We start from the raw sequence: 24,137 nt of genomic DNA, 5'->3' as shown, positions 1-24,137 counted from the left end.
GCTTCAGGCCGAGCGGACATGACCTGCGTCCTCGTCGAAATCGCGCTGCACCAGGTCGATCAGCGCGCGCACCGCGTCGTCGGCGCCATCACCGCTGGCCCTGATGTGCAGCACGGTGCCTTTCGGCGCCTTGGCCGCCATCACCTTGACGATGCTCTTGGCGTCGAACCATGGACCGTTCGCGGCAAGCGCGATTTCCACCTCGGCGGCAAAGCTCTTGGCCAGCTTGGTGAACTTCACCGAAGGACGCGCATGCAGGCCCACATCGTGGGTGATCAGGACGGTCGCTTCGGCGGCTGCGGACATTTCAGAAATCCCGTTCACTTACGACGGCGACAATTCGTGCGCCGTCGCCACCACTTCCCTGAGCGAGGCGCCGCCGGATGCCTCGGTCGCCGCCATCACCGCGCCTTCGACGATCGGTGCGTTGCAGACAATGATCTTCTGCGCGCGCGGCTCGCCGATCATCTCCACCGCCATTTCCGAATTGGTCTCGGCGCCGCCGAGATCGACGAGGATGGCGACACCGGCTTCCGACCAGGCCTTGTCGATGGCGCCCATGATCGCCTCGACATTGGTGCCGAGCCCGCCATGGCCGTTTCCGCCGCACCACGCAAGCGGCACTTCGTCGCCCACCATCTGGCGTACCATGTCGGCGGTGCCCTCCGCGACCAGCGGCGAATGCGAGACGATGACGATGCCGACATTGCTCATGCGCTTTCCCCGATCGCTTGTCCCACGGTGCGCACCAGCAGCGCGGTCGAGCGCGCGCCGGCATCCATATGGCCGATCGAGCGGTCGCCAAGGAACGAGGCGCGGCCACGCATCGCCTTCATCGGCGCGGTCGCTTCTGCCGCGGCGTCGGCAATGTCGGCTATTTCCGTTGCCGTCTTGCCTCCGGCCAACGCGTCATGCACCGGCTGCAGCACATCGAGCATGGTCTTCTGGCCGACCTGCGATTTGCCGCGCGCGGCCACCGCTTCGATCGCCTTGCCGAAGGCAGTCGTCAGACTGGCACGGTCGGGGTCCACCGAGATCTCCTTGCCGAGCGCCAGGAACAGCGTGCCGAACAGCGGGCCGGAGGCACCACCCACTGTCATCACCAATTTGGTGCCGATCGCCTTCAAGGCGTCGGGCAGCGGTTTTGCCGAGAACGCCTCGGCCTCGACCCGCACCGCCTCGAAGCCGCGCTTCATGTTCAGCCCATGGTCGCCGTCACCGATCGCCTGGTCGAGCGCCGTCAATTCCTCGGCGTGCGCGGCAATCGCATCGGCGGCGGCCGCGATCAGCCCGGCAAGGTTCAACGCCGCCATGTCAGTCAAATTCCCGGTTTCCACCTTGTCGGCAGTAGCGAAAGAATTTTCGTTCGACAACTGCAGCATGCCATTCAGGCCGCTGTGAGCAGCGCGGCGGCGGCCGCGAAGACTTCGGCAACCGCATGGGCGCCGGGGTCGACCACGCCTTGCAGCTTGCTGCCGACATAGGCGGAGCGTCCGGCTTTCGCCTTCTCCATGGCGGCCGTAGCCTCGGCGCCGTGCCGAGCGGCCGCCGCTGCCCTTTCCAGGTCATAGGCATCGAGCGCTTTCAGCGCTGGCTCCAGGGCATCGACCATGGTCCGGTCACCAATTTTTGCGCCGCCGTAAAAGGTCATCCGTTCGAGGCCGGCAAGCAGCGCCTTGGGCACATCGGTACCGCTGTCCAGGGCCTGCGATGCTGCCGTGAAGAAGATAGACAGCAGGACCCCGCTGGAGCCACCCATGGATGCGCTCAAAATATCGCCGGCAGCGCCAAGCGTCGCGGCGGGGTTGGCCAACGGCAGCGTGTCGAGCCGTTCAAGAATGCTACCCGCGCCGGTTGCCACCGTCGAGCCGGTGTCGCCGTCGCCCGCCTTGGCGTCCAATCCATTCAATGTCGCTTCGAGTGAAATCAGCTTTTCGCAGACCGTGACGATCAAGCGCCTGGTGCCGGCATCCTGGCTGGCCTTGTGGGCAGCGCCCTGCCCGGCTGCTCTTGCCATCGGCACGATAGCGGGCGACGCGACCGGCTTGGCCGGCATCCAGGCGTGCGGACCGACCGGCGCCAGCAAGGCAGCCTCGCGGACTGCGTCGAGTTGGATCAGCGACAGCGAGAAACCGTTCATGTTGAGCGCCGTCATCAGCGGGCCGGGACCGATCGTCAGCTTGACGGTTTTGCTCAGAGACGAGGCCAGCACCGCATTGGCGACCACTGACATTTCGAGCGGCGGTACCGAGCCGAGATTGTTGATCAGCAAGGCATAGCTGGCCTTCGGGTCAAGCTGCGCCGCCAAGCGCTCGGCCATGATCGCGACCAGCTTGTCGGCGCTCTGCACCGTGATGCGCTCGACTCCCGGTTCGCCATGGATGCCAAGGCCGAGCTCGCCATCATTTTCGCCGAACCTGTCTTCGTGTGGCTGGCCGGGGATGGAGCAGGACGACAGCGACATGCCGAGCGAAAAAATGTCCCTCGCCGCCGCGCGCGCGGCTGCCGCGATGTCGGCCAGATCGTGGCCGGCTTCCGACAAATGTCCCGATATCTTGTGCACGAACAGGGTGCCGGCGACACCGCGCGGCTGGGCAATGTCGGGCAGCGCGATGTCGTCGGCGACGATCACCATCTCGACGCGAAATCCCTCGACGCGTGCCTTCTCTGCCGCCAGGCCGAAATTGAGCCGGTCGCCGGTATAGTTCTTGACGATCAGCAGGCAGCCTGCCGGGCCGGTCACGGCACGGATGGCCGCGAGCACCGCTTCCACGCTTGGCGAGGCAAAGATCTCGCCCGACACCGCCGCCGTCAGCATGCCCTTGCCGACGAAGCCGGCATGGGAAGGCTCGTGCCCGGCGCCACCGCCGGAAACGACGCTGACCTTCGTCTTGTCCCAGTCGGCGCGCAGCACGACCTTGATCTCGGGATAGCCGTCGAGCCGCGCGAGATCGCCTGAACCAATGGTCCGCAACAGGCCGTCCAGCGCCTCGGTGACGATCGTTTCCCTGCGGTTGAAAAAGTGCTTCATCGAATTCGTCCCGTATTCGCGATCGTCAATCAAAAGCGGTGTTGCCCCTTTGGGAATGCACCGAAACCATTCACATCAGTCTTTGTCCGTCGGCACCGAAATAGAGTGGCGAACGGTAGCGGATCACCACTCTGTCGCCTTGCGCCAGATCGGTGTCGGGATCCGTCAGCGTCACCAGTTTCTTCGCCCCCACCGTCACATGCAGATGGTTCTGGTCGCCGAGATGCTCGACCCAGTCGACGACGCCGTCGGCGTGGCCATTTGTTGCCTTCTCGATGGCCAGATGCTCGGTGCGCGCGCCGATCGTCTTTGTCCCGGTCGGCGCGCCGCCATCGGGCAGCAGGCCCGTCGGCAGAAGATTGATTGCCGGCTGGCCGAGCCTTGCCGCGACATGCAGGTTTGCCGGCTCGGAATAGATTGTTCGTGGCGAGCCGATCTGCACCAGCACGCCGTCGGCAAGGATGCCGATACGGTCGGCCATGGTCATCGCCTCGATCTGGTCATGCGTGACATAAAGCATGGTGGCGCCGAGCTCGGTCTGGATGCGCTTCAGTTCGAGCCTGAGATCCGCCCGCAGCTTGGCGTCGAGCGACGACAGCGGCTCGTCCATCAGGTAGATCGAAGGCTTGCGCACCAGCGCACGGCCGATGGCAACGCGCTGCATTTCGCCGCCAGAGAGCTTGGTCGAGCGGTTGGCGAGCTTGTGATGGATGCGCACCATCTTCGCCACCTCCTCGACCCGGCGGCGGATCTGGTCTTCCGGGATTTTTCGAGCTGGCGAACGCAGCGGGAAGGCGAGATTGTCGAACACCGACAGATGCGGATAGAGCGAATATTGCTGGAACACGAAGGCCGTGTCACGCTCGGCGGGCGACAATGTCGTCGCATTGTGGCCGCCGATTTCGATGGTGCCGCTGTCCGGCCGCTCCAGCCCGGCTATCAGCCGCAGCGTCGTCGTCTTGCCGGCCCCGGTCGGCCCGAGCAGCACGACGAATTCGCCGTCTGATATGTGCAGGTCGAGACCATTGACGGCGACATGCTCGCCAAAGCTCTTGGTCACGTTCTTGATGTGCACGTCAGCCATGCTGCGCTCTCCCCTGAGAGGCGGTATCGTGAACCGCGGTTCTCACCGCGCGGCCGGACCCTTTGTCGAACAGTGACAGCCGCGCGCTGTTCAGGGTGAGGCCGACATGATCGCCGGCATTGAGCCGGATCTCGGCCGGCACCCGCGCCTTGATGATGCCGTCCGCCGTTTCGACCGCGACGATCTGCGTGGTGCCGAGATATTCCGTGCCATAGATCGCCCCGCGCAGCTTCGAGGCATCGTCGAATCGGATGTGTTCGGGCCGGATGCCAAGCGCCATGTCGGCGGGCGCGATATCCTCGCGGACCTCCGGCACCGCGACTGTCGCGCCCTGCACGACAATCTCCTTCGCGCCCTTGGTGAGCCCGCCGCCGAACCCCAGAAAATTCATCGGTGGCGAGCCGATGAAGTCGGCGACGAACATGGTTGCGGGACGGTCGTAGATTTCGCGAGGGCTTCCGAACTGCTCGATGACGCCATGGTTCATGACAGCGATCTTGTCGGCCATCGACATCGCTTCCATCTGGTCGTGCGTGACATAGACCGTGGTGGCATGGATGCGGTTGTGCAGTTCGCGCAGCTCATGGACCATCAGATCGCGGAATTCGGTGTCGAGCGTGCCTAGCGGCTCGTCCATCAGGAAGCATTTTGGCCGCCGCACGATGGCGCGGCCGAGCGCGACGCGCTGGCGGTCGCCGCCGGCAAGGCCGGAGACGGATTTGTTGAGCAGATGGTCGATGCGCAGGAGTTTCGCCGTTTCCTCGACCCTTGTGCGGATTTCGGCCGACGGCATGCCTTGCGCCAGGAGGGGAAAGCCGATGTTCTTGCGCACATTCATGTGCGGATAGAGCGCGAACAGCTGGAAGACGAAGGCGATGTCGCGCTCGCGGGCCCGCAGCATGGTGACGTCGTCGCCGCCAAGCAAGATCTGGCCGCCGGTCGGCAATTCGAGCCCGGCGATCATGCGCAAGGTTGTCGTCTTGCCGCAGCCCGATGGCCCGAGCATGACGAAGAACTCGCCATCCTCGACGACGAAGTTGGAATCCTGCACGGCGACGAAATCGCCGAAGGCCTTTCTCAGATGTTGGACGCGGATTTCGGCCATGATTATTCCGGGAACTTCGAGACAATGATGAACATCACGGTGCCGGCAAGCATGGTGATGAAGGAATAGGTGTAGAGCGACAGCGCGAAGGGCTGGAACAGCATCAGGAAGCCGATGGCGATCAGCGCCGTGGCGATGTTCTCCATCACGCCGCGCCGGGCCCACACCGGCCAGCGTGATTTGCGTTTGACTGATTTGGTCATGCTCATTTGCGCACCGCACCGAAGGTGATGCCGCGCAGCAATTGCTTGCGAAGCAGGATGGTGAAGACAAGGATCGGCACCAGGAAGATCGTCGTGCCGGCCGCAACCGCCGGCCAGTCCTGGCCGCCTTCGCCGATGATGGTCGGGATGAAGGGCGGCGCGGTCTGTGCCGTGCCCGAGGTCAGGAGTGCAGCGAAGGCATATTCGTTCCAGGCGAAGATCAGGCAGAAGATGGCCGTTGCGGCAATGCCTGTCGTCGCCTGTGGCAACACGGTGCGCCAGAAAGCCTGCAACCTGGTGTAGCCGTCGATCATCGCCGCTTCCTCATATTCGCGCGGGATTTCGTCGATGAAGCCTTTCAAGAGCCACACCGCCAGCGACACGTTGACCGCCGTGTAGAGCAGGATCATGCCGAGCGCGGTGTCGGAGAGGCCAAGCTCGCGGTACATCAGGTAGATGGGAATCGCGACAGCAATCGGCGGCATGAAGCGTGTCGACAGGATGAAGAACAGAAGGTCGTCAGCGAGCGGCACCTTGAAGCGCGAGAAACCGTACGCCGACAGCGTGCCGAGAAAGACCGCACAGAAGGTCGAGCCAAACGCGATGATCAGCGAGTTTACGAAGCGCGGCAGGAAGTTGGACGGGCCGGCGATGACCATGTTGCGCTTGCGCGTGGTCTCGTCGCAGAAGCCGGTCGCCGGGCCCAGCGAATTGATGTATTCCGGCGTCTGCCGCGTCCGTGTCGTGAACAGGTTGCAATAGCCTTCGAGGCTCGGCTGGAACAACACCTTCGGCGGATAGGCGATCGAATCCGGCGGCGTCTTGAAGCTGGTGGCGAAGATCCACAACAGCGGCACGATCGAGATCAGCGCATAGGCGATGATGATCGCACCGGCGATACGCTTCGAATTGTCCGAAGGAGCGACGACCGAATGGGCTGTGGTCAGGCTCATCTCTGCTTCACCTTGTTGAGCGCCTTGACGTAGATGTTGGCGAGACCGAACACCGCGACGAACAGGATGATGGCGAAGGCCGAGGAATAGCCGGTGCGCCAGCTCTCGAAAGCCTGCCGCTTCAGCGTGATCGAGGCGACCTCGGTGGTCGAGCCCGGCCCGCCGCCGGTCAAGAGATTGACCATGTCGAACATCTTGAAGTTCTCGATGCCGCGAAACAGCACCGCCAGCATGATGAAGGGCAGCGCCATCGGCAGGGTGATCGACCAGAACTGCCGCCAGTTGGAAGCGCGGTCGACCTCGGCCGCCTCATAGATGTATTCGGGGATGGAGCGCAGGCCCGCGAGGCAGATCAGCATCACGTAGGGCGTCCACATCCAGGTATCGACGATGATGATCGACCACGGCGCCAGCGACACGTTGGAGAGCATCTGGATACTTGTAGGTGGAATGCCACTGACGAACGAGATGACATAAGAGAACAGGCCGATCTGCGGCTCGTACAGGAAGCGCCAGAAATTGCCGACCACCGCCGGCGACAGCATCATCGGCACCAGGATCAGCGTCGTCCAGAAGGCGTGGCCGCGGAATTTCCGGTCGATCAGCCAGGCCAGCGTGAAGCCGATCAGCGTCTGCAACAGGATCGTCCAGAACACGAAATGCGCCGTCGTCTGCATGGCGATCCAGATGTCCTGGTCGCCGAGAATGCGCTGGTAGTTGGCAAAGCCGAGGTTCTTCACCACTTCGTTAGGCCGGTTGGCCCGGTAATTGGTGAACGACAGATAGATCGCCCAGAACAGCGGGAAGATGTTGATGGCCAGCAGCAACAGGATCGTCGGCGAGATGAACAGCCAGGCGAGGCCCTTGTCGCTGATGCCCCGGACCTTGCGGGCCAACGGTTCCGGGGTCGCCCGGGCAACGTTCTCCGCAGTCCGATTGAGCATGGTAAGTCCTGCTTCGGTCACTTGGGTCGTCTCTGTCATGGAATTTATCTGAACTGCGTCCCGTGCCAAGGGTGGCACGGGACGCTTGGGCCCTAGCTCGGGAGGAGCCGGTTACATCTTGCCGTCATCCTGGAACACCTGGGTCCAGTCCTTGACCAGGCCGTCGAGCGCATCCTTGGCAGAGCCCTGGCCGGCGACGACATAGTCATGGAAGCGCTTCTGCGAGGCCTGCAGCAGCGGCGCGTAGCTTGGTTCGGCCCAGAAGTCCTTCACGATGGCCATCGAGTCGAGGAAGGTCTGCGCATAGGGCTGGCTGGCAGGGAACTTCGGGTCCTTGACGACCGCGTTCAGGCAGGAATAGCCGCCAAGCGACCACCACTTGGCCTGCACATCCTTGTTGGCGAACCACTTGATGTATTTCAGCGCCGATTCCTGCTTGTCGGAATAGGAGACCACCGAAATGCCCTGGCCGCCGAGCTGCGCGAACTGGGCGCCGCCGGGACCCTTGGGATTGACGAAGTAGCCGATCTTGTCGCCGCCGACATTCTCGTCCTTCTGCAGGCCTGGCCAGGTGAAGGCGAAGTTCATGTGCATCGCCACCTGACCGGATTTGAAGGCATCGACGCCTTCACCCATGTAGCTGTTCGATGCGCCCGGAGGGGTGCAGCAGTCGTAAAGCGCCTTGTAGAATTCCAGGCCTTTGACCGAGTTGGCCGAATTGACGAAGCCTTCCATCTCGTAGGGCTTCTTCGGGTTCTCATACTGGAAGCCGTAGCTGTAGAGCACGTCCATGGCGCCCATGGTGATGCCTTCCGAGCCACGCTCGGTGTAGATCGAGGCGCCATAGACGGTCTTGCCGTCGATCTGCCGCTTCTGGAAGAATTCGGCGATCTGCTTCAGTTGGTCGAAGGTGGTCGGCGGGCCGAGATCCCAGCCGTACTTTTCCTTGAATTCCTTCTGCAGCTCCGGCTTGGAGAACCAGTCCTTGCGGTAGGTCCAGCCGACGACGTCGCCCATGGCCGGCAGTGCCCAGTAGTTGGGCGTGTTCTTCGGCCATTCCGAATAGCCGACCACGGTCGCCGGCACGAAGTCGTCCATGCTGATCTTCTCCTTGTCGAAGAAGTCGTTCAGCTTGACGTAGTGGCCGTTCTCGGCCGCGCCGCCGATCCACTGGCTGTCGCCGATGATCAGGTCGCACAATTTGCCGTGCGAGTTCAGCTCGTTGAGGAAGCGGTCGGCATAGTTGGTCCACGGCACGAATTCGAATTTCATGCCGATGCCGGTTTCCTTGGTAAAATCCTTGGACAGTTCGACAAGTGCGTTTGCCGGGTCCCAGGCGGCCCAGCACAGTGTCAGGTCTTCAGCGTGCGCGGCGTTCGAGGCGGCTGTCGACGCAAAGATCGCCGAGGCCAGTCCCAACGCCAGTTTCAAGCTCGATTTCATGCCTTCCTCCCATTTGCGAAACGCGCCCGGATGACGGTTTCAAGAGCCCTCAACCCCTCTCCTCAGGGGCCTAAACATGGCGGCGCGGTGCGTCGCAGATGTTTAGTAATTTGTTTAGTGATGCAATTTTTACTAAACAACGCAAGCGAATTCGTCGCTGCGCCGCAGCATGTCGGCGCCGGTATCTGAAAATATTGGGAAAAGTGTCGGCGCTAGATGGACGCGTCCGGATTGTGGGAAGCCCCGCGGGCCGATTTTCGACCCACCTGATGATCGCCTGCGGGCTCAGTCGACCCGTATGGTGCTCACCATCACCGTCCGGATCGCCGGTGCCGGCGGCAACAGCGCGCGGATGTCGGCGAAGGGAAACATCGGCTCAAAGCGGAAGGCTTCGGCCAGCGAGCCTGGCGCACCGTTGCACTGGCCGGAGCGGAAAAGGTTTTGCGTCCGCGCAATTTCGACGAAGCGGTCGGGATCCTGTGACTGGTGCATGCGGATCGCTTTCGCCTTGATCTCGGCATAAGCGGAAACATCGACATAGTGCGTCGGCGAGAATCCGGTGCCGCCCATCGTGTCGGCATTCAGCACCGGAACCGCGAACGAGGCCGCGATGCGCACGCCGTCCGACAGCGCGCGGTGGTCGGCGTGATAGTCGTTGGGCGCATGCGTGATCACCAGATCCGGTCCGGTCTCGCGGATCAGCGTTTTCAGCGCACCGATCAGCGCGGCATCGGCCACCAGTTCGCCATCGGGAAAGTCGAGGAAGCGTGGCGCAGCACCGAGCAGCGCGGCCGCCGCCGTTGCTTCCTCGCGCCGGACACGGGCAAGCAGCGTGGCATCACTCTTGCCGCCCCTGGCACCATCGGTGGCCACGGCAAAAGTGAGCTCTGCGCCTTGCGCCGCATAGGCGGCCATCGTACCGAACATGAAGATCTCGATGTCATCCGGATGCGCACCGAGCGCCAATATTTTCAAAGCCACTCACCCCCGGAAATGAAAAAGTGACGAACGGAATTCTGCTCGCCCTGATCGCCTATGCAAGCTATTCGGGCAGCGATGCCGTTATCAAGAGCCTGGGCGGACAGTTCACCGTCTTCGAGATCGGTTTCTTCGCGACCTTGTTTGCCGGGTTTTTCCTGTTCTTCACTCGCCCGGCGGGCGAGCGCTGGCGCGATTTCTGGCACATGAAGCGGCCATGGGCCGTGCAGGCGCGGGCCTGGGCCGGCATCGCGTCCGGCGTGCTCAGCGTCTATGCCTTCACGCACATTCCGCTGGCCGAAGTCTACGCTTTGATCTTCCTGGCGCCCTTGCTGGTCACCATCCTATCGACCGTCATCCTGAAGGAAAAGGTTGGCCCCTGGCGATGGCTCGCCGTGGTCGCCGGCTTTGCAGGCGTGATGCTGGTGGTGCGGCCGGGTTTTCGCGAATTGAACCTCGGCCACCTGGCGGCCTTTGTGGTTGCCTTCCTCGCCGCGACCAGCATCATCCTGATGCGGTCGCTCGCCCAGCAGGAAAAGCGCACATCGATGCTCGGCGTGCTTGTCGGCTATGGCCTGCTGTTCAATGGGGTCGGCGCTGCCGCCACCTCTTTCACCTTGCCGAATGCCATGCAGTTTGTTTGGCTGGCGCTGGCGGGCGCCTTCACCGCTGGCGGACAATTCATGCAGCTGCTCGCCGCCAAATATGCCCCCGCCAACCGGATCGCGTCGACGCATTATTCGCAGATCGTCTGGGCGGTGATTCTTGGCGCCCTGTTCTTCCAGGAATATCCCGATTGGCTGTCGCTGGTCGGCCTCGCGGTCGTCGGCGGCTCCGGCCTGTTGACCATGGTGCGCGAGGAAGCGCGGCTTGGCACGGTGCGCTGGAACCCGTTTTCGCGCACCCGGCTTTGAACCGGTGCCGTTGCATGGCGACCGCGACCGCTGATATGCGGACGCGATGAAGACAAACCCCTTGCCCGAGCTTCCGGTATCCGCCGTGTTGCCGGCGCTGAGCGATGCGCTCGGCGCCGGCAACAGTGCGGTGCTGGTGGCGCCGCCCGGCGCCGGCAAGACGACGCTCGTGCCGCTGGCGCTGCTCGATGCCGCCTGGCTCGGTGCCGGCAAGATCGTGCTGCTCGAACCACGTCGGCTTGCGGCCCGCGCCGCCGCCCGCCGCATGGCGGAATTGCTGGGAGAGGAACCGGGCGCCACGGTCGGCTACGCCATGCGCATGGAAAACCGCACCTCGGCCGCGACAAGAATCCTGGTCGTCACCGAGGGCGTGCTCGCGCGCATGATCCTCGACGATCCCGAACTGCCCGGTGTCTCGGCGGTCATTTTCGACGAATTCCACGAGCGCTCGCTCGACGGCGATTTCGGTCTTGCGCTCGCGCTCGACGTGCAAGGCGCGCTTCGGCCGGATCTGCGTCTGCTGGTGATGTCGGCGACACTCGACGGTGCCCGCGTCGCGAAACTGCTGTCGGGCGCGCCGGTTATCGAAAGCGAGGGCCGCGCCTTCCCCGTCGACATAAGCTATGACGAACGGCCGGCCGGTGTTCCGATCGAGGACGCCATGGCCAAGGCGATCCGATCAGCACTTGTTGACGAGAGCGGCAGCGTGCTTGCCTTCCTGCCCGGCCAGCGCGAGATCGAGCGCACCGCCGAGCGGCTGGCCGGCAAGCTCGGCGCCGACACAGATATCGTGCCGCTCTATGGCCAACTCGACGGCAAGGCGCAGGACGCCGCGATCAAGCCGGCGCCGGCTGGCCGCCGCAAGGTGGTGCTGGCGACCTCGATCGCCGAAACCTCCATCACCATCGACGGCGTGCGCGTCGTCATCGATTCCGGCCTGTCGCGGCTGCCGCGTTATGAGCCCGCCAGCGGTCTGACGCGGCTGGAGACGGTGCGCGTCAGCAAGGCATCGGCCGACCAACGCGCCGGCCGCGCCGGACGCACGCAGGCTGGCGTCGCGGTCCGGCTATGGCGGGCCGAACAGACGGCGGCGCTTCCCGCCTTCACGCCGCCGGAAATCCTCGAGGCCGACCTCTCCGGCCTGCTGCTCGACTGCGCCGCCTTCGGTGTTGCCGATCCGACGGCGCTCGCCTTCCTCGATCCGCCGCCTGCGCCGGCGCTCAACGAGGCACGGGCGTTGTTGCGCGCGCTGCATGCCATCGACGAGGCAGGGCGGCTGACCGAAGCGGGCACGGCGATGCGTAAGCTCGCTTTGCCCGTGCGGTTGGCGCATATGGTCGCCGAGGCGGCCAGCAGCGGCCACGCTTTCGAGGCAACGATGTTGGCCGTGCTGCTCACCGAACGCGGCCTTGGCGGCGACGGCGCCGACCTCGAACGGCGGCTGATGCGCTTTCGCTCTGAACGATCACCCCGCGCCACCGCCGCACGGCAACTGGCTGAGAGGCTGGCCAGGCAGGTGGGCGGCGCGAAAAACGGCGAAGCGGCCCCTGCCGGCGCACTTCTTATCCACGCCTGGCCGGACCGCGTCGCCAAGGCGCGCGGCGAACGCGGCCGCTTCGTGCTGGCCAATGGTTCCGGCGCCATGCTCGATGCCGCCGACCCGCTGGCGGGCGAGCCGTTTCTGGTCGTCGCCGACCTGCAGGGCAAAGCGCAGAATGCCCGCATCACGGCGGCGGCGGCCATCGGTGAGGAGGACATCCGCGCGGCGCTGGCCGACCGGATCGAAACACGCCGGCAAACGAGTTTCGATCGCGAGCGCCGTGCCGTGCGCGTGCGCGAAACCGTTCGCCTTGGCGCCATCACCCTGGCCGAGCGCATGCTGCCGGCCCCTTCAGGCGGCGAGGCCGACCGCGCCATCATTGATGCCTTGCGTGAACACGGGCTGTCGCTGTTGAGCTGGAGCAAGGAGGCCGAGACGCTGCGCCAGCGGCTGTCATGGCTGCATCGTGGCCTCGGCGCACCCTGGCCGGACATGTCAGACGCGACCCTCATCGGGCGCCTCGACGACTGGTTGCTGCCGTTCCTGTCCGGTGCCGCATCCCTGGCCGCGATCGGCCCCAATGTCGTTTCGGCCGGGCTGGCCTCGCTCGTGCCGCACGATCTGCAGCGCAAGGTCGATGCGCTGGCGCCGACCCATTTCGACGCGCCGTCGGGCAGCCACGTGCCGATCCGCTATGACGGCGAATGGCCGGTGCTCGCAATCCGCGTGCAGGAACTGTTCGGCCTCGACCGCCATCCCTCGATCGCCAACGGCACGGTGCCGTTGACGCTCGAACTGTTGTCGCCGGCGCACCGGCCGATCCAGACGACACGCGACCTGCCCGGCTTCTGGCGCGGCTCCTGGACAGACGTGCGCGCCGACATGCGTGGCCGCTATCCCAAGCATGTCTGGCCGGAAAATCCGCTGCTCGCCGCCGCTACCGCCCGTGCCAAACCGCGAGCATGATCCCAAAAAGTGGGAACCGGTTTTTGGAAAAGATCATGCTCAAACAATAAGCAAAGCTCCAATCCGACTTCATCGGATTGGAGCGGACCTAGCGCTTGCAGCCCTACGGTTGTAATCCATGGCCATGATCAACGTTTTGCGTTCGCCCGATTTCCAGCAGAGCCAGCGACTGCGCCTCAACACGCTGATCCGGCTGCGCTGGCTGGCCATTGTCGGCCAGAGCGTCACGGTGCTCGTTGTCGCCTATGGCCTGAAATTCCCGCTGCCGGTCAGCCTGTGCTTCGCGCTGATCGCCTGTTCGGCCTGGATGAACCTGTTTTTGGCCTTCCGCTTTCCGGCGGCGCACCGGCTCACCCCATTCGCGGCCTTCGGCATCCTGGTCTTCGACAGCTTGCAACTCGCCGGCCTGCTCTACATGACCGGCGGCCTGACCAATCCGTTCTCGCTGTTGATGACCGTGCCCGTCGTCATTTCGGCGACGTCGCTGCCGCTTCGCCTGACAGCGCTGCTGGGCGGGCTGGTGATGACGGCCGCGACCTTGCTGGTGTTCATCCATTTGCCCTTGCCCTGGCATGAAGGCGCACCGTTGGCGATGCCCTTCATCTATGTCGCCGGCATGTGGATGGCGGTGCTGTCATCGATTGCCTTTACCGCCATGTATGCTTTCCGCGTGGCCGCCGAGGCGCGGCTGCTGGCCAATGCGCTTGCCGCCACCGAACTGGTGCTGCAGCGCGAGCAGCACCTTTCGGCGCTCGATGGCCTGGCGGCGGCGGCGGCGCATGAGCTTGGCACGCCGCTCGCCACCATAACGCTGGTCGCCAAAGAGATGGAAAAGGCGCTCGGCAGCGATCCGAAATATGGCGAAGACGTCAAGCTGCTGCGCTCGCAGAGCGAGCGCTGCCGCGAGATACTCAAGCGTCTGACCAGCCTGTCGTCCGAGGGCGAGGCGCATCTTTCGCGGCTGCCGCTGACCTCGCTGGTAGAGGAGGTCACCGCGCCACATCGCGATTTCGGCATTTCGATCAAGCTCCGTCCTGGCGACCGCACCGGGCCGGAGCCGGTCGGACGCCGCAATCCGGGCGTCATCTACGGCCTTGGCAACCTGGTGGAGAACGCCGTCGATTTTGCCCGCAAGAGCGTCACCGTGCGCTGGAGCTGGGATGATGCCGCCGTCACCTTCTCGATCATCGACGACGGGCCTGGTTTTCCCCCGAAATCATCGACCGCATCGGCGAGCCGTATATGTCGACGCGCCAGGGTACGGAAGCCGGCGGTGGCCTGGGACTCGGCCTGTTCATCGCCAAGACGCTGCTCGAACGCTCGGGTGCGGCACTCGATTTCCGCAATTCGAGCGGCCTGGGCGAGGGCGCCGTGGTGCAGATTTCGTGGCCGCGCAATGTCTTCCTGAACCCGGAAATGGCTCCAGCCACCATGTTTGACACTGCGTGAATTGGACAATAGCGGCGCAAAACTATATCTGCGTAAAATTAAGGCAGCAGGAATTTTCAAGACGATGACAGGCGATGAGAATATTGGCGCAATGGTTGAAGGCGAGGACACCTCGCTTCTGATCGTCGATGACGACAAGCCGTTCCTGACCCGTCTGGCCCGCGCCATGGAAACCAGGGGTTTCGTGGTCGAGACCGCCGAGAGCGTCGAGGAGGCCGTGGGCAAGGCCCGTGCCAATCCGCCGGCCTATGCCGTGGTCGACATGCGGCTGGGCGACGGCAACGGCCTCGACGTCGTTGCCGCCATCCGCGAGAAGCGCGAGGATTCCCGCACCATCATCCTGACCGGCTACGGCAACATCGCCACTGCGGTGACGGCCGTAAAGCTCGGCGCCGTCGACTATCTCTCGAAGCCGGCCGATGCCGACGATGTCTTCGCCGCACTGACCCGCACGACAGGCGAGCGCGCCGCGCCCCCGGAAAACCCGATGTCGGCCGACCGCGTGCGCTGGGAACACATCCAGCGCGTCTATGAAATGTGCGAGCGCAACGTCTCCGAAACCGCGCGCCGGCTCAACATGCATCGCCGCACGCTGCAGCGGATTCTGGCCAAGCGCGCGCCGCGCTGAGTTTGAGCATCATCGCGAATGAAGCCCGCCGAACGGGCGGCATGACGGAGGCGACATGCAGGATTTGAAGCAGCGGTACGTCTTCCGCGAATTTCTCGACAGCGAGGCGGCTGGTGGCATCATCCTCATGGTGGCCGCCGCCCTTGCCCTGATCGTCGCCAATTCGCCGCTTGCCGAAACCTATTTCTCCGTTCTCCACGCCTATCTCGGCCCGCTCAGCGTCTCGCACTGGGTCAATGACGGGCTGATGGCGGTGTTCTTCCTGCTCGTCGGGCTGGAGATCAAGCGCGAGATGCTGGACGGCCAGCTCTCTACATGGCCGCGCCGGGCGCTCCCTGGTATTGCTGCGGCTGGCGGCATGCTGGTTCCGGCACTCGTCTATGTCGCCATCAACCGCAACAATGCGGCCGCACTCTCCGGCTGGGCGATCCCGACCGCCACCGACATCGCCTTCGCGCTCGGCGTGCTGTCGCTGCTCGGCAGCCGCGTGCCGGCCTCGCTGAAAGTGTTCCTGACGGCGCTTGCCATCATCGACGATCTCGGCGCCGTCATCATCATCGCCATCTTCTACACTAGCGGCCTGTCTCTGGCCTATCTCGGTGCCGCCTTCGCCGTCATTGCCGCGCTCGTCGTGCTCAACCGCATGCGGGTGATGACGCTGGTGCCTTATCTCGTGCTCGGCGCGATCCTCTGGGTGCTGGTGCTGAAGTCGGGTGTCCATGCGACACTTGCCGGCGTGGCGCTGGCGCTCACCATTCCGCTCGAACGCTCCGCCGACATCGGCCACGACCTCGACCATTCGCCGCTGCACCAGCTCGAGCATGGCCTGCACGGGATTGTGCCGTTCTTCGTCATTCCGATCTTCGGCTTTGCCAATGCTGGCGTTTCGCTCACGGGCCTGAGCTTCGGTGCGCTGATCGAGCCGCTGACGCTGGGCGTCGCCGCCGGCCTGGTGGTTGGCAAGCTGGTTGGCGTGTTCGGCGCGTCGGCACTTGCCATCCGGTTCGGCCTTGCCGATCTGCCAGCCAATGCCGGATGGCCGCACATGGTCGGCATCTCGTTGCTCTGTGGCATCGGCTTCACCATGAGCCTGTTCATCGGCCTGCTTGCCTTTGCCAATGATGTGGCCCTGCAGGACGCCGTCAAGGTCGGCATCCTCGCCGGCTCCTTCATCGCCGCGCTGCTGGGCGCCGCCGTGCTTCTGATGGCACCAACTGCTGGTGGAGTGGAGGAGACGGAATAGGGGCGAGGAATCCAGGTTCCGCGAACTACTCGCTCTCCCCCTCCAGCGCCGGCACCGACACCCCCGCAAGCTCCGCCGCCAGCAGCCGCGAAGCCCCTGCTCGCGCGATGCGCAGCATCAGCGCCTTGCGCGTTGCCGCCGCCATGCGGTGCTCGGGCGCATCGCGCAGGATCTCGGCGCCGTAGCCGTCGGAGAGGATGAAGCCGCACTCTTCCGGAAAGATCTCCGAGGGCACGCCCGGATGGGTGGCGAAGAAGAAGCGGTCGGAATGCAGCCGGTAGTCAGGCCATTTGCGGTCGACCCTGAAATCCTCGATGGAGGATTTGATCTCGATGATCCAGATGTCGCCCTGTCGGGTCAGAGCCACAAGGTCGGCGCGGCGGCCGGTGGCGAGCGACAGTTCAGGCAGCACATGCATGCCCATTTGCATGAGCAGCCGCTGCACCCCGCGCCGCACCAGCATGGCGCGCTCGGACTGGCGACCGTCGATGAGGGGATTGAGGGGAATCGGAGAGATGATGGGCATGGCGGGCACAATGCCAGATTTTGTTCACGGTTTGAACCCGGTTTGTGATGGAGATTATCTAGTTGACAAACCCGCGCTTGCGGTTGGCGGCTACCTATCCGCAACGGAGCCGCTTGAACCAGTTGCGTTATCGGCGCGGACAATTCTTTCCTCACCTCTCTTCGCTTGGAAAAATTTGCGCTGCGCACGTGACATTCTGCTATTGAAGCTTCCTAAAAGATAACCTCCGGGCAATACGCACATTATTCCGGTTGCAACGTTATTTGGAAAAACAAAGTACAATAGCGTATAACCTAAACAGCTTACAATAAATATCCAGAATACCGTTCCGGTAGCGTCTTGCGCAGGCCCTGTTTGACCCAAGGCCAGCATGCGTCCCGATGGTAGGATAGACCAATCACAATATCGAGCATGGGAGGTGGCGGCCTAAGCCCGCACTCTCGCCCTTCCAGAAGGCGGGCTGTTTACGCTACCCAGCCGTAGGTGGCAGCACCGGAACCGCCCGACCGCCAGCCACCGCCCCCGCCATATCATCCAAAATCGGGCAGTCCGGCCGCTCATCTCCATGGCAGGCATGGATCAGCTTCTGCAGGGTCGTGCGCATCGATTGCAGTTCGCGCACCTTCTCCTCGATCGCCGTGACATGGGCGGCGGCGATCTCGCGCACGTCGTGGCTGGCGCGGCTGCGATCCTGGTAGAGCGCCATCAACTGGCGGCAATCCTCAATGGAAAAGCCGAGGTTGCGCGCGCGTCGCAGGAAGGCCAGTCGGTGGATGTCGTCGCCGGAGTAATCGCGGTAGCCGTTGGCGGCGCGTGCGGGCGCGATCAGGCCGATCTCTTCGTAGTAACGGATGGTCTTGGCCGGCAGGCCGGACCGGTTGGCTGCATCACCGACGTTCATGGCTGTTCCTCGATTTCAGGTAACCGTTTGATGTCGCCACCATTGAAATTCCTTCACAATCCGGTGAGGTCTGTTGCCGAAATGCCATAGTGATACGCTTACCAGCAAGTAAGGCCACGCATATAGGCATCGCCCGCTTGGCAAGCAAAGCAAATGCCAGCATGAATGTGGCCAAGAAAGCGGCTGACTCGTGCCGCACAGGTTTTGGCGGGGTACGGATCACCTTATGCGGATGAAGTCGCTTGCAATAATTGCCGCATTGGCGCTCTCCACTGCACTCGCCGGTTGCAGCACCATCGGCGGGCAGATCTTCTCCAACGACTATGGCGCGGTGACCGATGCCGGTTACCAGCTGCCGCGTATCCCGATCGAGAAAGTGCCGAGGCAGTTCCACCGGCAGGAAGTCAACTACGACAGCCCGGAGAAGCCGGGCACCATCATCGTCGATACGCAAAACAAGTTACTCTACTTCGTCGAGGGTGACGGCCGGGCGATCCGCTACGGCATCGGCGTCGGCCGCGAAGGCTTCGAATGGCACGGCACCGCCCATATCGCGCTGAAGCGCGAATGGCCGACCTGGACGCCGCCACGCGAGATGATCAAGCGCCAGCCGGAACTGGCGAAGTTCGCTGACGGCATGGAGCCAGGCCTGAAGAACCCGCTCGGCGCGCGCGCCATGTATCTGTTCAACAAGGGCGGCGACATGGGCTACCGCCTGCATGGCAGCCCGGAATGGAACTCGATCGGCAAGGCGATGTCGTCGGGCTGCATCCGGCTGATGAATCAGGACATCATCGACCTCTATGACCGCGCCGAGGTGGGCGCCAAGGTCATCGTGATGTAAGGACCGCGATCTCCTCGCGGGTCATGGTCAAACGAGAAGACAAGTTTCGTACGCGGACCGTCTAGGCAACAACGGACGTCCCAAACAGAAAACCGGGCAATTTGGCCCGGTTTTTTGTTATTTCCTCGATGCGACACCTGCTCGGCGGTCAGGAGACCGCCGAGAACGAGGTGGGAGCCAAAATTTGATTGGTGATTGTCTCGGTGATCTGGCCATCACGCTCGGAATCTTCCCGCGCCTGCTTCCAGGCAGGGTCCTTCACGAACGCCGTCCAGCGCTCTTCGCGTTCGGCCAGCGATTCCCATGCCAGCATGTAGGTCAGATCGTTGTTCGAAGCACCGATCAGCGTGGTGAAGAAACCCGCTTGGCGGATACCGTGCTTTTCCCATAATTTGAGGGTGATCTTGTCGAAGCGATCAAGAAGCGCCGGCAAGCGCCCCGGCAAAGCCCGGTAGACGCGAAGTTCGTAGATCATCTTGGAGTTCCTTCTGATCGATACGCCGGAACCGAAGAAAATCGGACCAGATGGTCAGCAGGGTAGAATTATCAAAGGGGCGTCAGGAGACCTGTTCAACCTGCTGCACTTCGGGCACGAAATGCCGTAGCAGGTTCTGGATGCCGTGCTTCAGCGTCGCCGTCGATGACGGGCAACCCGCGCAGGCGCCCTTCATGTGCAGGAACACGGTGCCGTTCTCGAAGCCGCGGAAGGTGATGTCGCCGCCATCCTGGGCCACCGCAGGGCGTACTCGCGTGTCGAGCAGTTCCTTGATGGTGACGACGAGTTCCTCGTCCGCCTTGTCGTAGAATTCACCGGTCTCGCTGGTCTCGGCGGCAGGGCCGGCCTTGGCCATGACGGGCGCGCCCGACATGAAATGCTCCATGATGGCGCCAAGAAGCGCCGGCTTCAGGTGCTGCCAGTCGGGACCGTCCTTGGTCACGGTGATGAAGTCGTAGCCGAAAAAGACGCCGGTAACGCCAGGGATTTCGAACAGCCGGCCGGCGAGCGGCGAGGCCGTGGCCGCACTGTCAGCATCGCGGAAATCCGCGGTGCCTTCCAGCAGCACTTCCTTGCCGGGCAGGAATTTCAGCGTCGCCGGATTGGGCGTCGATTCGGTCTGGATGAACATGGCCGCCTCCGTGCCCATCTTGGGCAGATACTTTGGAACAGTTCTAAATAGGCTCTATCGGCTGGACATTCAAGCGAAACGCATCGCTGGAACGGCTGGCTGGCGGAATGTTTTTGCTGGCTGGGGAACAGAATCCCTGGCGGGCTCAGGCGAGACTATCGATCTCTTCGTCCGACAGGTTTTGCGGCACCACTGTGACGGGGATAGGGAAAGCCGCACCCTTGCCGGCCACCGCGCCGACCAGTGGCCCTGGTCCCTCCTTGCCGGCGCCGGCCGCCAGCACCAGGATGGCGATGTCCTGGTCTTCCTCGATCAGCTTGTGGATTTCTTCCGTCGGCTTGCCTTCGCGCACCACCATCTCCGGCTCGATGCCGAGCTTCTGGCGCACTTTGTTGGCGTAGCTGTCGAGGGCCGCGCGTGCCGTGGCGGTCGCCTCCTCGCGCATGATCTTCTCGACGCCCAGCCAGTGCTGGAAATCGTCGGGCTCGATGACATAGAGCAGCACCAGCGTGCCGCTGGTGCTCAGCGCGCGTTTCGAGGCGTAGGCGACGGCGCGCTCGCACTCCGGCGTATCGTCGATGATCGTCAGGAATTTCCTGCGATGGCCGGCTTCGCGACTGAGGCGTTTGGAGACCATGTCTATCTACTCGGTAAGTTTTCGGCCGCAATCTGCCACTGCGGCAGACCGGCGGCAAGCCGCCGGTCTTAGGCCAGTATGCCTAGGCCTGTATGGCTTGGGCCAAAGTTGGCGCGTTGCACGGCATCGCGATCAGCCCTGCAAGAGGCCGATGATGTCGCGCACGGTCTTCATCGTCGTTTCGGCCAACACGCCGGCGCGTTCGCCGCCGTCCTTGAGCACCGCGTCGACATAGGCGCGGTCGCCTTCGATGCGGCGCATCTCGGCGGCGATCGGCGCCAGTCTCTCGACCGCAAGGTCGGCCAGCGCCGGCTTGAACACGGAAAACTGCTGGCCGCCGAATTCCCTGAGCACGTCGGCCTTCGACATCTCGGCCAGCCCGGCATAGATGCCGACCAGGTTCTCAGCTTCCGGCCGGCTTTCCAAGCCGTCGACTTCGCTCGGCAAGGCTTCCGGATCGGTCTTGGCCTTGCGGATCTTCTTCGAGATGGTGTCGGCATCGTCAGTCAGATTGATGCGCGACAGGTCCGACGGGTCCGACTTCGACATCTTCTTCGACCCGTCGCGCAGGCTCATGATGCGCGCCGCCGGGCCGCCAATGACGGGCTCGGTGATCGGGAAGAAACCGTTTACCGTCTCCTCGCCGATCTGCATCTCGACGCCGACGCCAAGCCTGGCAATGCGGTCGGAAAAATCATTGTTGAATTTCTGCGCGATGTCGCGGGTCAGCTCCAGATGCTGCTTCTGGTCCTCACCCACCGGCACATGCGTGGCACGGTAGAGCAGGATGTCTGCGGCCATCAGCGAGGGATAGGCGAGCAGCCCCAGCGAGGCATTCTCTCGGTCCTTGCCGGCCTTGTCCTTGAACTGGGTCATCTTGTTCATCCAGCCGATGCGCGCGACGCAGTTGAAGATCCAGGCAAGCTCTGCATGCTGCATCACCCGCGACTGGTTGAAGACGATGTGCTTCTTCGGGTCGATGCCGGAGGCAAGGAAGGCGGCGGTGATCGAACGGGTCTGATAGGCAAGGTCGTCATGGACCAGCTGCGCGGTCAGCGAGTGCAGGTCGACGACGCAGTAGATGCAATCGGAAGTTTCCTGCAGGGCGACGAACTTCTTGATGGCGCCGAGATAGTTGCCGAGATGCAGATTGCCGGTCGGCTGGACACCGGAGAAGACGAGGGGCTTGAAGGCGGACATCGGGTTTTCCTCAGGGCTTGTGGAGGGCCGTTTCGCGCGCGGCGAAAGTCTTTTAGACGGCGCGCTTATGGACGAGAGTGCGGGGCGGATCAAGAGTGCTTCGACCCCAGACGGACTGTGAGATGTTGACTTCGCAGTGTAGATAGCTACATTATTTGTGCTACATCCGAGGGTATGCAAAGCGGTCATGACGATCAACATCAACAACAAGGAAGCGGATAGCCTGACGCGTGCCTTCGCCAGGATCGAGGGCGTTGGCATTACCGAGGCAATCGTGATCGCCATGCGTGAGGCTTTGGAACGTCGCCGCAACCGCGAGACACCCTTGGAGACGGCGGCAAGGCTCCGTGCCGAGTTCGGGATTGAGTTGAGCGAGCAGGCACGCAACCCGCTTCCGCGGTCAGTCTATGACGAATTGTCAGGCGAAGACTGATGTTTGTCGACGCCGCCGCTATTGTTGCGATGCTGAGCCAAGAGGCCGAAGCCGAACGCTGTGCGCAAGCGATCGTCGAAGCATCGGCTCCGTTCACGTCGGCGATCGCCATATGGGAGGCATCAATGGCGCTTTCGCGATCCGAAAAGCTGGCAGTACCGGTCGAAGTGAGCCTCAAGATAGTTGGTCGTTTTCTCGAAGAGCGGGCTATCGCCTTGCGGGAGCTTCCGCCAGCGCCTGACGCAACGTCGTTGTCCATTGAGGCCGCTTCGCGATTTCGTAACAACGCCATCCGACTGAATTTGGCGGACTGCTTTCATTACGCTTGCGCGCGCTATTATGCTGTTCCGATGCTTTCGACGGCCGACGAATTCCGATTCACTGATCTGGAGACTGTTCCTTAGGCGCTGGCGTACCCTTGCGCCCGACATTGCGCCGGATCATGCCGAAATCGGCGCCACCGGTGGCAAAGGCGGTGACGAAATAGAGCGCCGCTCCGCCGGCGACGAGGCCAAGCACCGTCGTCGCCTTGATGACCAGTGGCGAACCCGGTCCGAGCCTTGCCGCGAAATAGTGCTCGGCGAAATACAGCGCCACTGCCATCACGACTGCCGACAGCACCAGCCTTGGAATGCGCTTCAAAAGCGGCACGTCCCGGCCCCAATGGCCGCGCCGGATCAGCACGGCAAGCAGCATCACCGCGTTGACCCAGCCGGCCACGGCCGAGGCGACCGCAATGCCGGGCGCGCCCATTCTGGGAAACAGTGTCAGTGCGGTGGCAACGTTCACCGCAACCGAAATGGCGGCGAAGGTCATTGGCGTGCGCGTGTCCTCGCGGGCGAAATAGCCTGGGGTGAAGGCCTTGATCAGCACGAAGGCCGGCAGGCCCAGACCGAAGATCGCCAGGATCGCCGCCACCGTCGGCGTCGAATGGTTGGCGGCGAACGCGCCACGCTCATAGACCAGCCGTACGATCGGCTCGGCCATGACCCAGAGTGCGGCCGCCGCCGGCAAGGTCATGAACAGCGTGAACTCGACCGAGCGGTTCTGCAGATTGGCGGCCTCGATCAAATTGCCCGACTTCAGGGCCCGCGACAGTTCAGGCAGCAGCACGATTGCCACCGCCACGCCGACGACGCCGAGCGGCAGCTGGTAGACGCGGTCGGCATAGGCAAGCGAGGACACGGCGCTGTCCTGCGCCGAGGCGATCGCCGTGCCGATCAGCTGGTTGATCTGGGTGATGCCGCCGGTGATCGCCGCCGGCAGCGCCAGGATCAGCAGCCGCTTGACGTTGGGCGTCAGCTTGGGGCGGCGAAAGCCGATCGCAATGCCGGCGTTGCGCACCGCCACCCAGACGATGGCGAGTTGCACGAGCCCCGCCGCCAACACGCCCCAGGACAGGCCGAAACCAACGGCACGCGCATCCATGCCATGGTACCACGCATAGCCAAGAACGCTGATCAGGATGATGTTGAGGAAAGCGGGTGCGACGGCAGCCGCGAAATAGCGGCGTAGCGAATTCAGCATGCCGGCCATCATGGCAGCAAGCGACATGCAGATCAGATACGGGAACATGATCGTCGCCAGCGTGACGGTCGTCTCGAACTTGCCCGGCGTGTCGGCGAAACCCGGTGCCACCAGATAGCGCACGATCAGCGGCATCGCCAGTTCCATGGCGATGGTCAGCGCCAGCAGCGCCGAGAACAGCACGCCGAACACTTCCTCCGAAAAGCGTTTGGCGCCGTCGGTGCCGTGCGTTTCGATCTCCTTGGCAAACAGCGGCACGAAGGCGGCGTTGAAGGCACCTTCGGCGAACAGCCGGCGAAAGGTGTTGGGAAACTGGAAGGCGGCGTTGAAGGCATCGGCCACCGGTCCGGTGCCGAGCGCTGCCGCCATCAGCATCTCGCGGCCAAAGCCAAGCGCGCGGCTCATCAGCGTGCCGGAAGCAACCGTTGCGAATTTCTTGACGAGGCTCATAAGTCTGGAAA

Annotated in this window: 25 protein-coding genes and 1 pseudogene; 8 read left to right on the top strand and 18 right to left on the bottom strand. The window is 63.3% G+C overall.

Annotated features, from left to right (window positions below):
• Nucleotides 1-3: 3 nt before the first annotated feature.
• The 11 genes from ACZYHG_RS03365 to ACZYHG_RS03315 form a co-directional block, all read right to left on the bottom strand.
• Nucleotides 4-306 carry an HPr family phosphocarrier protein gene (locus ACZYHG_RS03365; protein ID WP_027060810.1) on the bottom strand — a complete coding sequence of 101 codons (303 nt, stop codon included), beginning with the start codon at nucleotides 304-306 and terminating at the stop codon, nucleotides 4-6.
• Between the two features lie 18 nt (nucleotides 307-324).
• Nucleotides 325-714 (bottom strand): dihydroxyacetone kinase phosphoryl donor subunit DhaM, encoded by a 390-nt coding sequence (gene dhaM / locus ACZYHG_RS03360; protein WP_006325214.1) that lies wholly within the window; start codon nucleotides 712-714, stop codon nucleotides 325-327.
• Nucleotides 711-1,313 carry a dihydroxyacetone kinase subunit DhaL gene (dhaL, locus tag ACZYHG_RS03355; RefSeq protein ID WP_464612531.1) on the bottom strand — a complete coding sequence of 201 codons (603 nt, stop codon included), beginning with the start codon at nucleotides 1,311-1,313 and terminating at the stop codon, nucleotides 711-713. The genes dhaM and dhaL overlap by 4 nt, the downstream gene beginning before the upstream one ends.
• A 74-nt stretch (nucleotides 1,314-1,387) precedes the next feature.
• Nucleotides 1,388-3,031: a dihydroxyacetone kinase subunit DhaK gene (locus ACZYHG_RS03350; protein WP_464612530.1), complete on the bottom strand. Its 1,644-nt coding sequence runs from the start codon at nucleotides 3,029-3,031 to the stop codon at nucleotides 1,388-1,390.
• 70 nt (nucleotides 3,032-3,101) lie between these two features.
• Complete coding sequence (locus tag ACZYHG_RS03345; RefSeq protein ID WP_464612529.1) at nucleotides 3,102-4,115, bottom strand: ABC transporter ATP-binding protein; 1,014 nt, start codon at nucleotides 4,113-4,115, stop codon at nucleotides 3,102-3,104.
• Nucleotides 4,108-5,220: an ABC transporter ATP-binding protein gene (locus ACZYHG_RS03340; RefSeq protein WP_464612528.1), complete on the bottom strand. Its 1,113-nt coding sequence runs from the start codon at nucleotides 5,218-5,220 to the stop codon at nucleotides 4,108-4,110. The genes ACZYHG_RS03345 and ACZYHG_RS03340 overlap by 8 nt, the downstream gene beginning before the upstream one ends.
• Nucleotides 5,221-5,222: 2 nt before the next feature.
• Complete coding sequence (locus tag ACZYHG_RS03335) at nucleotides 5,223-5,429, bottom strand: hypothetical protein (protein ID WP_464612527.1); 207 nt, start codon at nucleotides 5,427-5,429, stop codon at nucleotides 5,223-5,225.
• On the bottom strand, nucleotides 5,426-6,376 hold the full coding sequence (locus ACZYHG_RS03330; protein WP_464612526.1) for a carbohydrate ABC transporter permease: 951 nt from the start codon (nucleotides 6,374-6,376) through the stop codon (nucleotides 5,426-5,428). The genes ACZYHG_RS03335 and ACZYHG_RS03330 overlap by 4 nt, the downstream gene beginning before the upstream one ends.
• A complete protein-coding gene (locus ACZYHG_RS03325; protein WP_027040434.1) occupies nucleotides 6,373-7,320 on the bottom strand; it encodes a carbohydrate ABC transporter permease in 948 nt (315 codons plus the stop codon). Before ACZYHG_RS03325 ends, ACZYHG_RS03330 begins: the two co-directional genes overlap by 4 nt.
• Nucleotides 7,321-7,431: 111 nt before the next feature.
• On the bottom strand, nucleotides 7,432-8,763 hold the full coding sequence (locus ACZYHG_RS03320) for an ABC transporter substrate-binding protein (protein WP_464612525.1): 1,332 nt from the start codon (nucleotides 8,761-8,763) through the stop codon (nucleotides 7,432-7,434).
• Between the two features lie 285 nt (nucleotides 8,764-9,048).
• Nucleotides 9,049-9,738 (bottom strand): PIG-L deacetylase family protein, encoded by a 690-nt coding sequence (locus tag ACZYHG_RS03315; RefSeq protein WP_464612524.1) that lies wholly within the window; start codon nucleotides 9,736-9,738, stop codon nucleotides 9,049-9,051.
• Nucleotides 9,739-9,764: 26 nt separating this feature from the next.
• Here ACZYHG_RS03315 and ACZYHG_RS03310 point away from each other — a divergent pair, with 26 nt between their 5' ends.
• The 5 genes and pseudogenes from ACZYHG_RS03310 (at nucleotide 9,765) to nhaA (ending at nucleotide 16,481) form a co-directional block, all read left to right on the top strand.
• Nucleotides 9,765-10,655, top strand: coding sequence for a DMT family transporter (locus tag ACZYHG_RS03310; protein WP_464612523.1), 891 nt, complete (start codon nucleotides 9,765-9,767; stop codon nucleotides 10,653-10,655).
• A 46-nt stretch (nucleotides 10,656-10,701) separates the two neighbouring features.
• Complete coding sequence (hrpB, locus tag ACZYHG_RS03305; RefSeq protein WP_464612522.1) at nucleotides 10,702-13,161, top strand: ATP-dependent helicase HrpB; 2,460 nt, start codon at nucleotides 10,702-10,704, stop codon at nucleotides 13,159-13,161.
• 118 nt (nucleotides 13,162-13,279) lie between these two features.
• A pseudogene (locus tag ACZYHG_RS03300) lies at nucleotides 13,280-14,610 on the top strand (ActS/PrrB/RegB family redox-sensitive histidine kinase).
• A gap of 64 nt (nucleotides 14,611-14,674) precedes the next feature.
• Entirely contained in the window at nucleotides 14,675-15,238 is a 564-nt protein-coding gene (locus ACZYHG_RS03295) for an ActR/PrrA/RegA family redox response regulator transcription factor (RefSeq protein WP_027032803.1), read from the top strand.
• Between the two features lie 55 nt (nucleotides 15,239-15,293).
• Nucleotides 15,294-16,481 carry a Na+/H+ antiporter NhaA gene (nhaA, locus tag ACZYHG_RS03290; protein ID WP_464612521.1) on the top strand — a complete coding sequence of 396 codons (1,188 nt, stop codon included), beginning with the start codon at nucleotides 15,294-15,296 and terminating at the stop codon, nucleotides 16,479-16,481.
• 25 nt (nucleotides 16,482-16,506) lie between these two features.
• On the opposite strand, the gene ACZYHG_RS03285 is transcribed toward nhaA, so the two are convergent.
• Together ACZYHG_RS03285 and cueR are read right to left on the bottom strand one after the other, a co-directional pair.
• On the bottom strand, nucleotides 16,507-17,007 hold the full coding sequence (locus tag ACZYHG_RS03285; RefSeq protein WP_464612520.1) for an MmcB family DNA repair protein: 501 nt from the start codon (nucleotides 17,005-17,007) through the stop codon (nucleotides 16,507-16,509).
• Between the two features lie 469 nt (nucleotides 17,008-17,476).
• Nucleotides 17,477-17,908 (bottom strand): Cu(I)-responsive transcriptional regulator, encoded by a 432-nt coding sequence (gene cueR / locus ACZYHG_RS03280; RefSeq protein ID WP_464612519.1) that lies wholly within the window; start codon nucleotides 17,906-17,908, stop codon nucleotides 17,477-17,479.
• Nucleotides 17,909-18,134: 226 nt separating this feature from the next.
• Between cueR and ACZYHG_RS03275 the strand changes: the two genes are divergently transcribed.
• The gene (locus tag ACZYHG_RS03275; protein WP_464612518.1) at nucleotides 18,135-18,752 is read left to right on the top strand and encodes a L,D-transpeptidase; all 618 of its coding nucleotides are present in this window, start codon (nucleotides 18,135-18,137) and stop codon (nucleotides 18,750-18,752) included.
• A gap of 148 nt (nucleotides 18,753-18,900) precedes the next feature.
• Here ACZYHG_RS03275 and ACZYHG_RS03270 read toward each other — a convergent pair whose 3' ends face one another.
• The 4 genes from ACZYHG_RS03270 to trpS all read right to left on the bottom strand — a co-directional run bounded on the left by ACZYHG_RS03270 (nucleotide 18,901) and on the right by trpS (nucleotide 21,716).
• A complete protein-coding gene (locus ACZYHG_RS03270) occupies nucleotides 18,901-19,227 on the bottom strand; it encodes an NIPSNAP family protein (RefSeq protein ID WP_464612517.1) in 327 nt (108 codons plus the stop codon).
• Between the two features lie 82 nt (nucleotides 19,228-19,309).
• Entirely contained in the window at nucleotides 19,310-19,879 is a 570-nt protein-coding gene (locus ACZYHG_RS03265; protein ID WP_027032811.1) for a NifU family protein, read from the bottom strand.
• Between the two features lie 145 nt (nucleotides 19,880-20,024).
• Nucleotides 20,025-20,516: a universal stress protein gene (locus ACZYHG_RS03260; RefSeq protein WP_027060830.1), complete on the bottom strand. Its 492-nt coding sequence runs from the start codon at nucleotides 20,514-20,516 to the stop codon at nucleotides 20,025-20,027.
• Nucleotides 20,517-20,648: 132 nt separating this feature from the next.
• Complete coding sequence (gene trpS / locus ACZYHG_RS03255; protein ID WP_464612516.1) at nucleotides 20,649-21,716, bottom strand: tryptophan--tRNA ligase; 1,068 nt, start codon at nucleotides 21,714-21,716, stop codon at nucleotides 20,649-20,651.
• A 187-nt stretch (nucleotides 21,717-21,903) separates the two neighbouring features.
• On the opposite strand from trpS, the gene ACZYHG_RS03250 reads away from it, so the two are divergent.
• Nucleotides 21,904-22,149, top strand: coding sequence for a type II toxin-antitoxin system VapB family antitoxin (locus ACZYHG_RS03250; RefSeq protein ID WP_464612515.1), 246 nt, complete (start codon nucleotides 21,904-21,906; stop codon nucleotides 22,147-22,149).
• A complete protein-coding gene (locus tag ACZYHG_RS03245; RefSeq protein ID WP_464612514.1) occupies nucleotides 22,149-22,553 on the top strand; it encodes a type II toxin-antitoxin system VapC family toxin in 405 nt (134 codons plus the stop codon). The genes ACZYHG_RS03250 and ACZYHG_RS03245 overlap by 1 nt, the downstream gene beginning before the upstream one ends.
• On the opposite strand, the gene murJ is transcribed toward ACZYHG_RS03245, so the two are convergent.
• Entirely contained in the window at nucleotides 22,528-24,126 is a 1,599-nt protein-coding gene (murJ, locus tag ACZYHG_RS03240) for a murein biosynthesis integral membrane protein MurJ (RefSeq protein ID WP_464612513.1), read from the bottom strand. The genes ACZYHG_RS03245 and murJ overlap by 26 nt on opposite strands.
• Nucleotides 24,127-24,137 lie beyond the last annotated feature (11 nt).

The organism is Mesorhizobium subarcticum (assembly GCF_055456085.1).
This window is presented reverse-complemented; position numbering and strand designations above follow the sequence as displayed.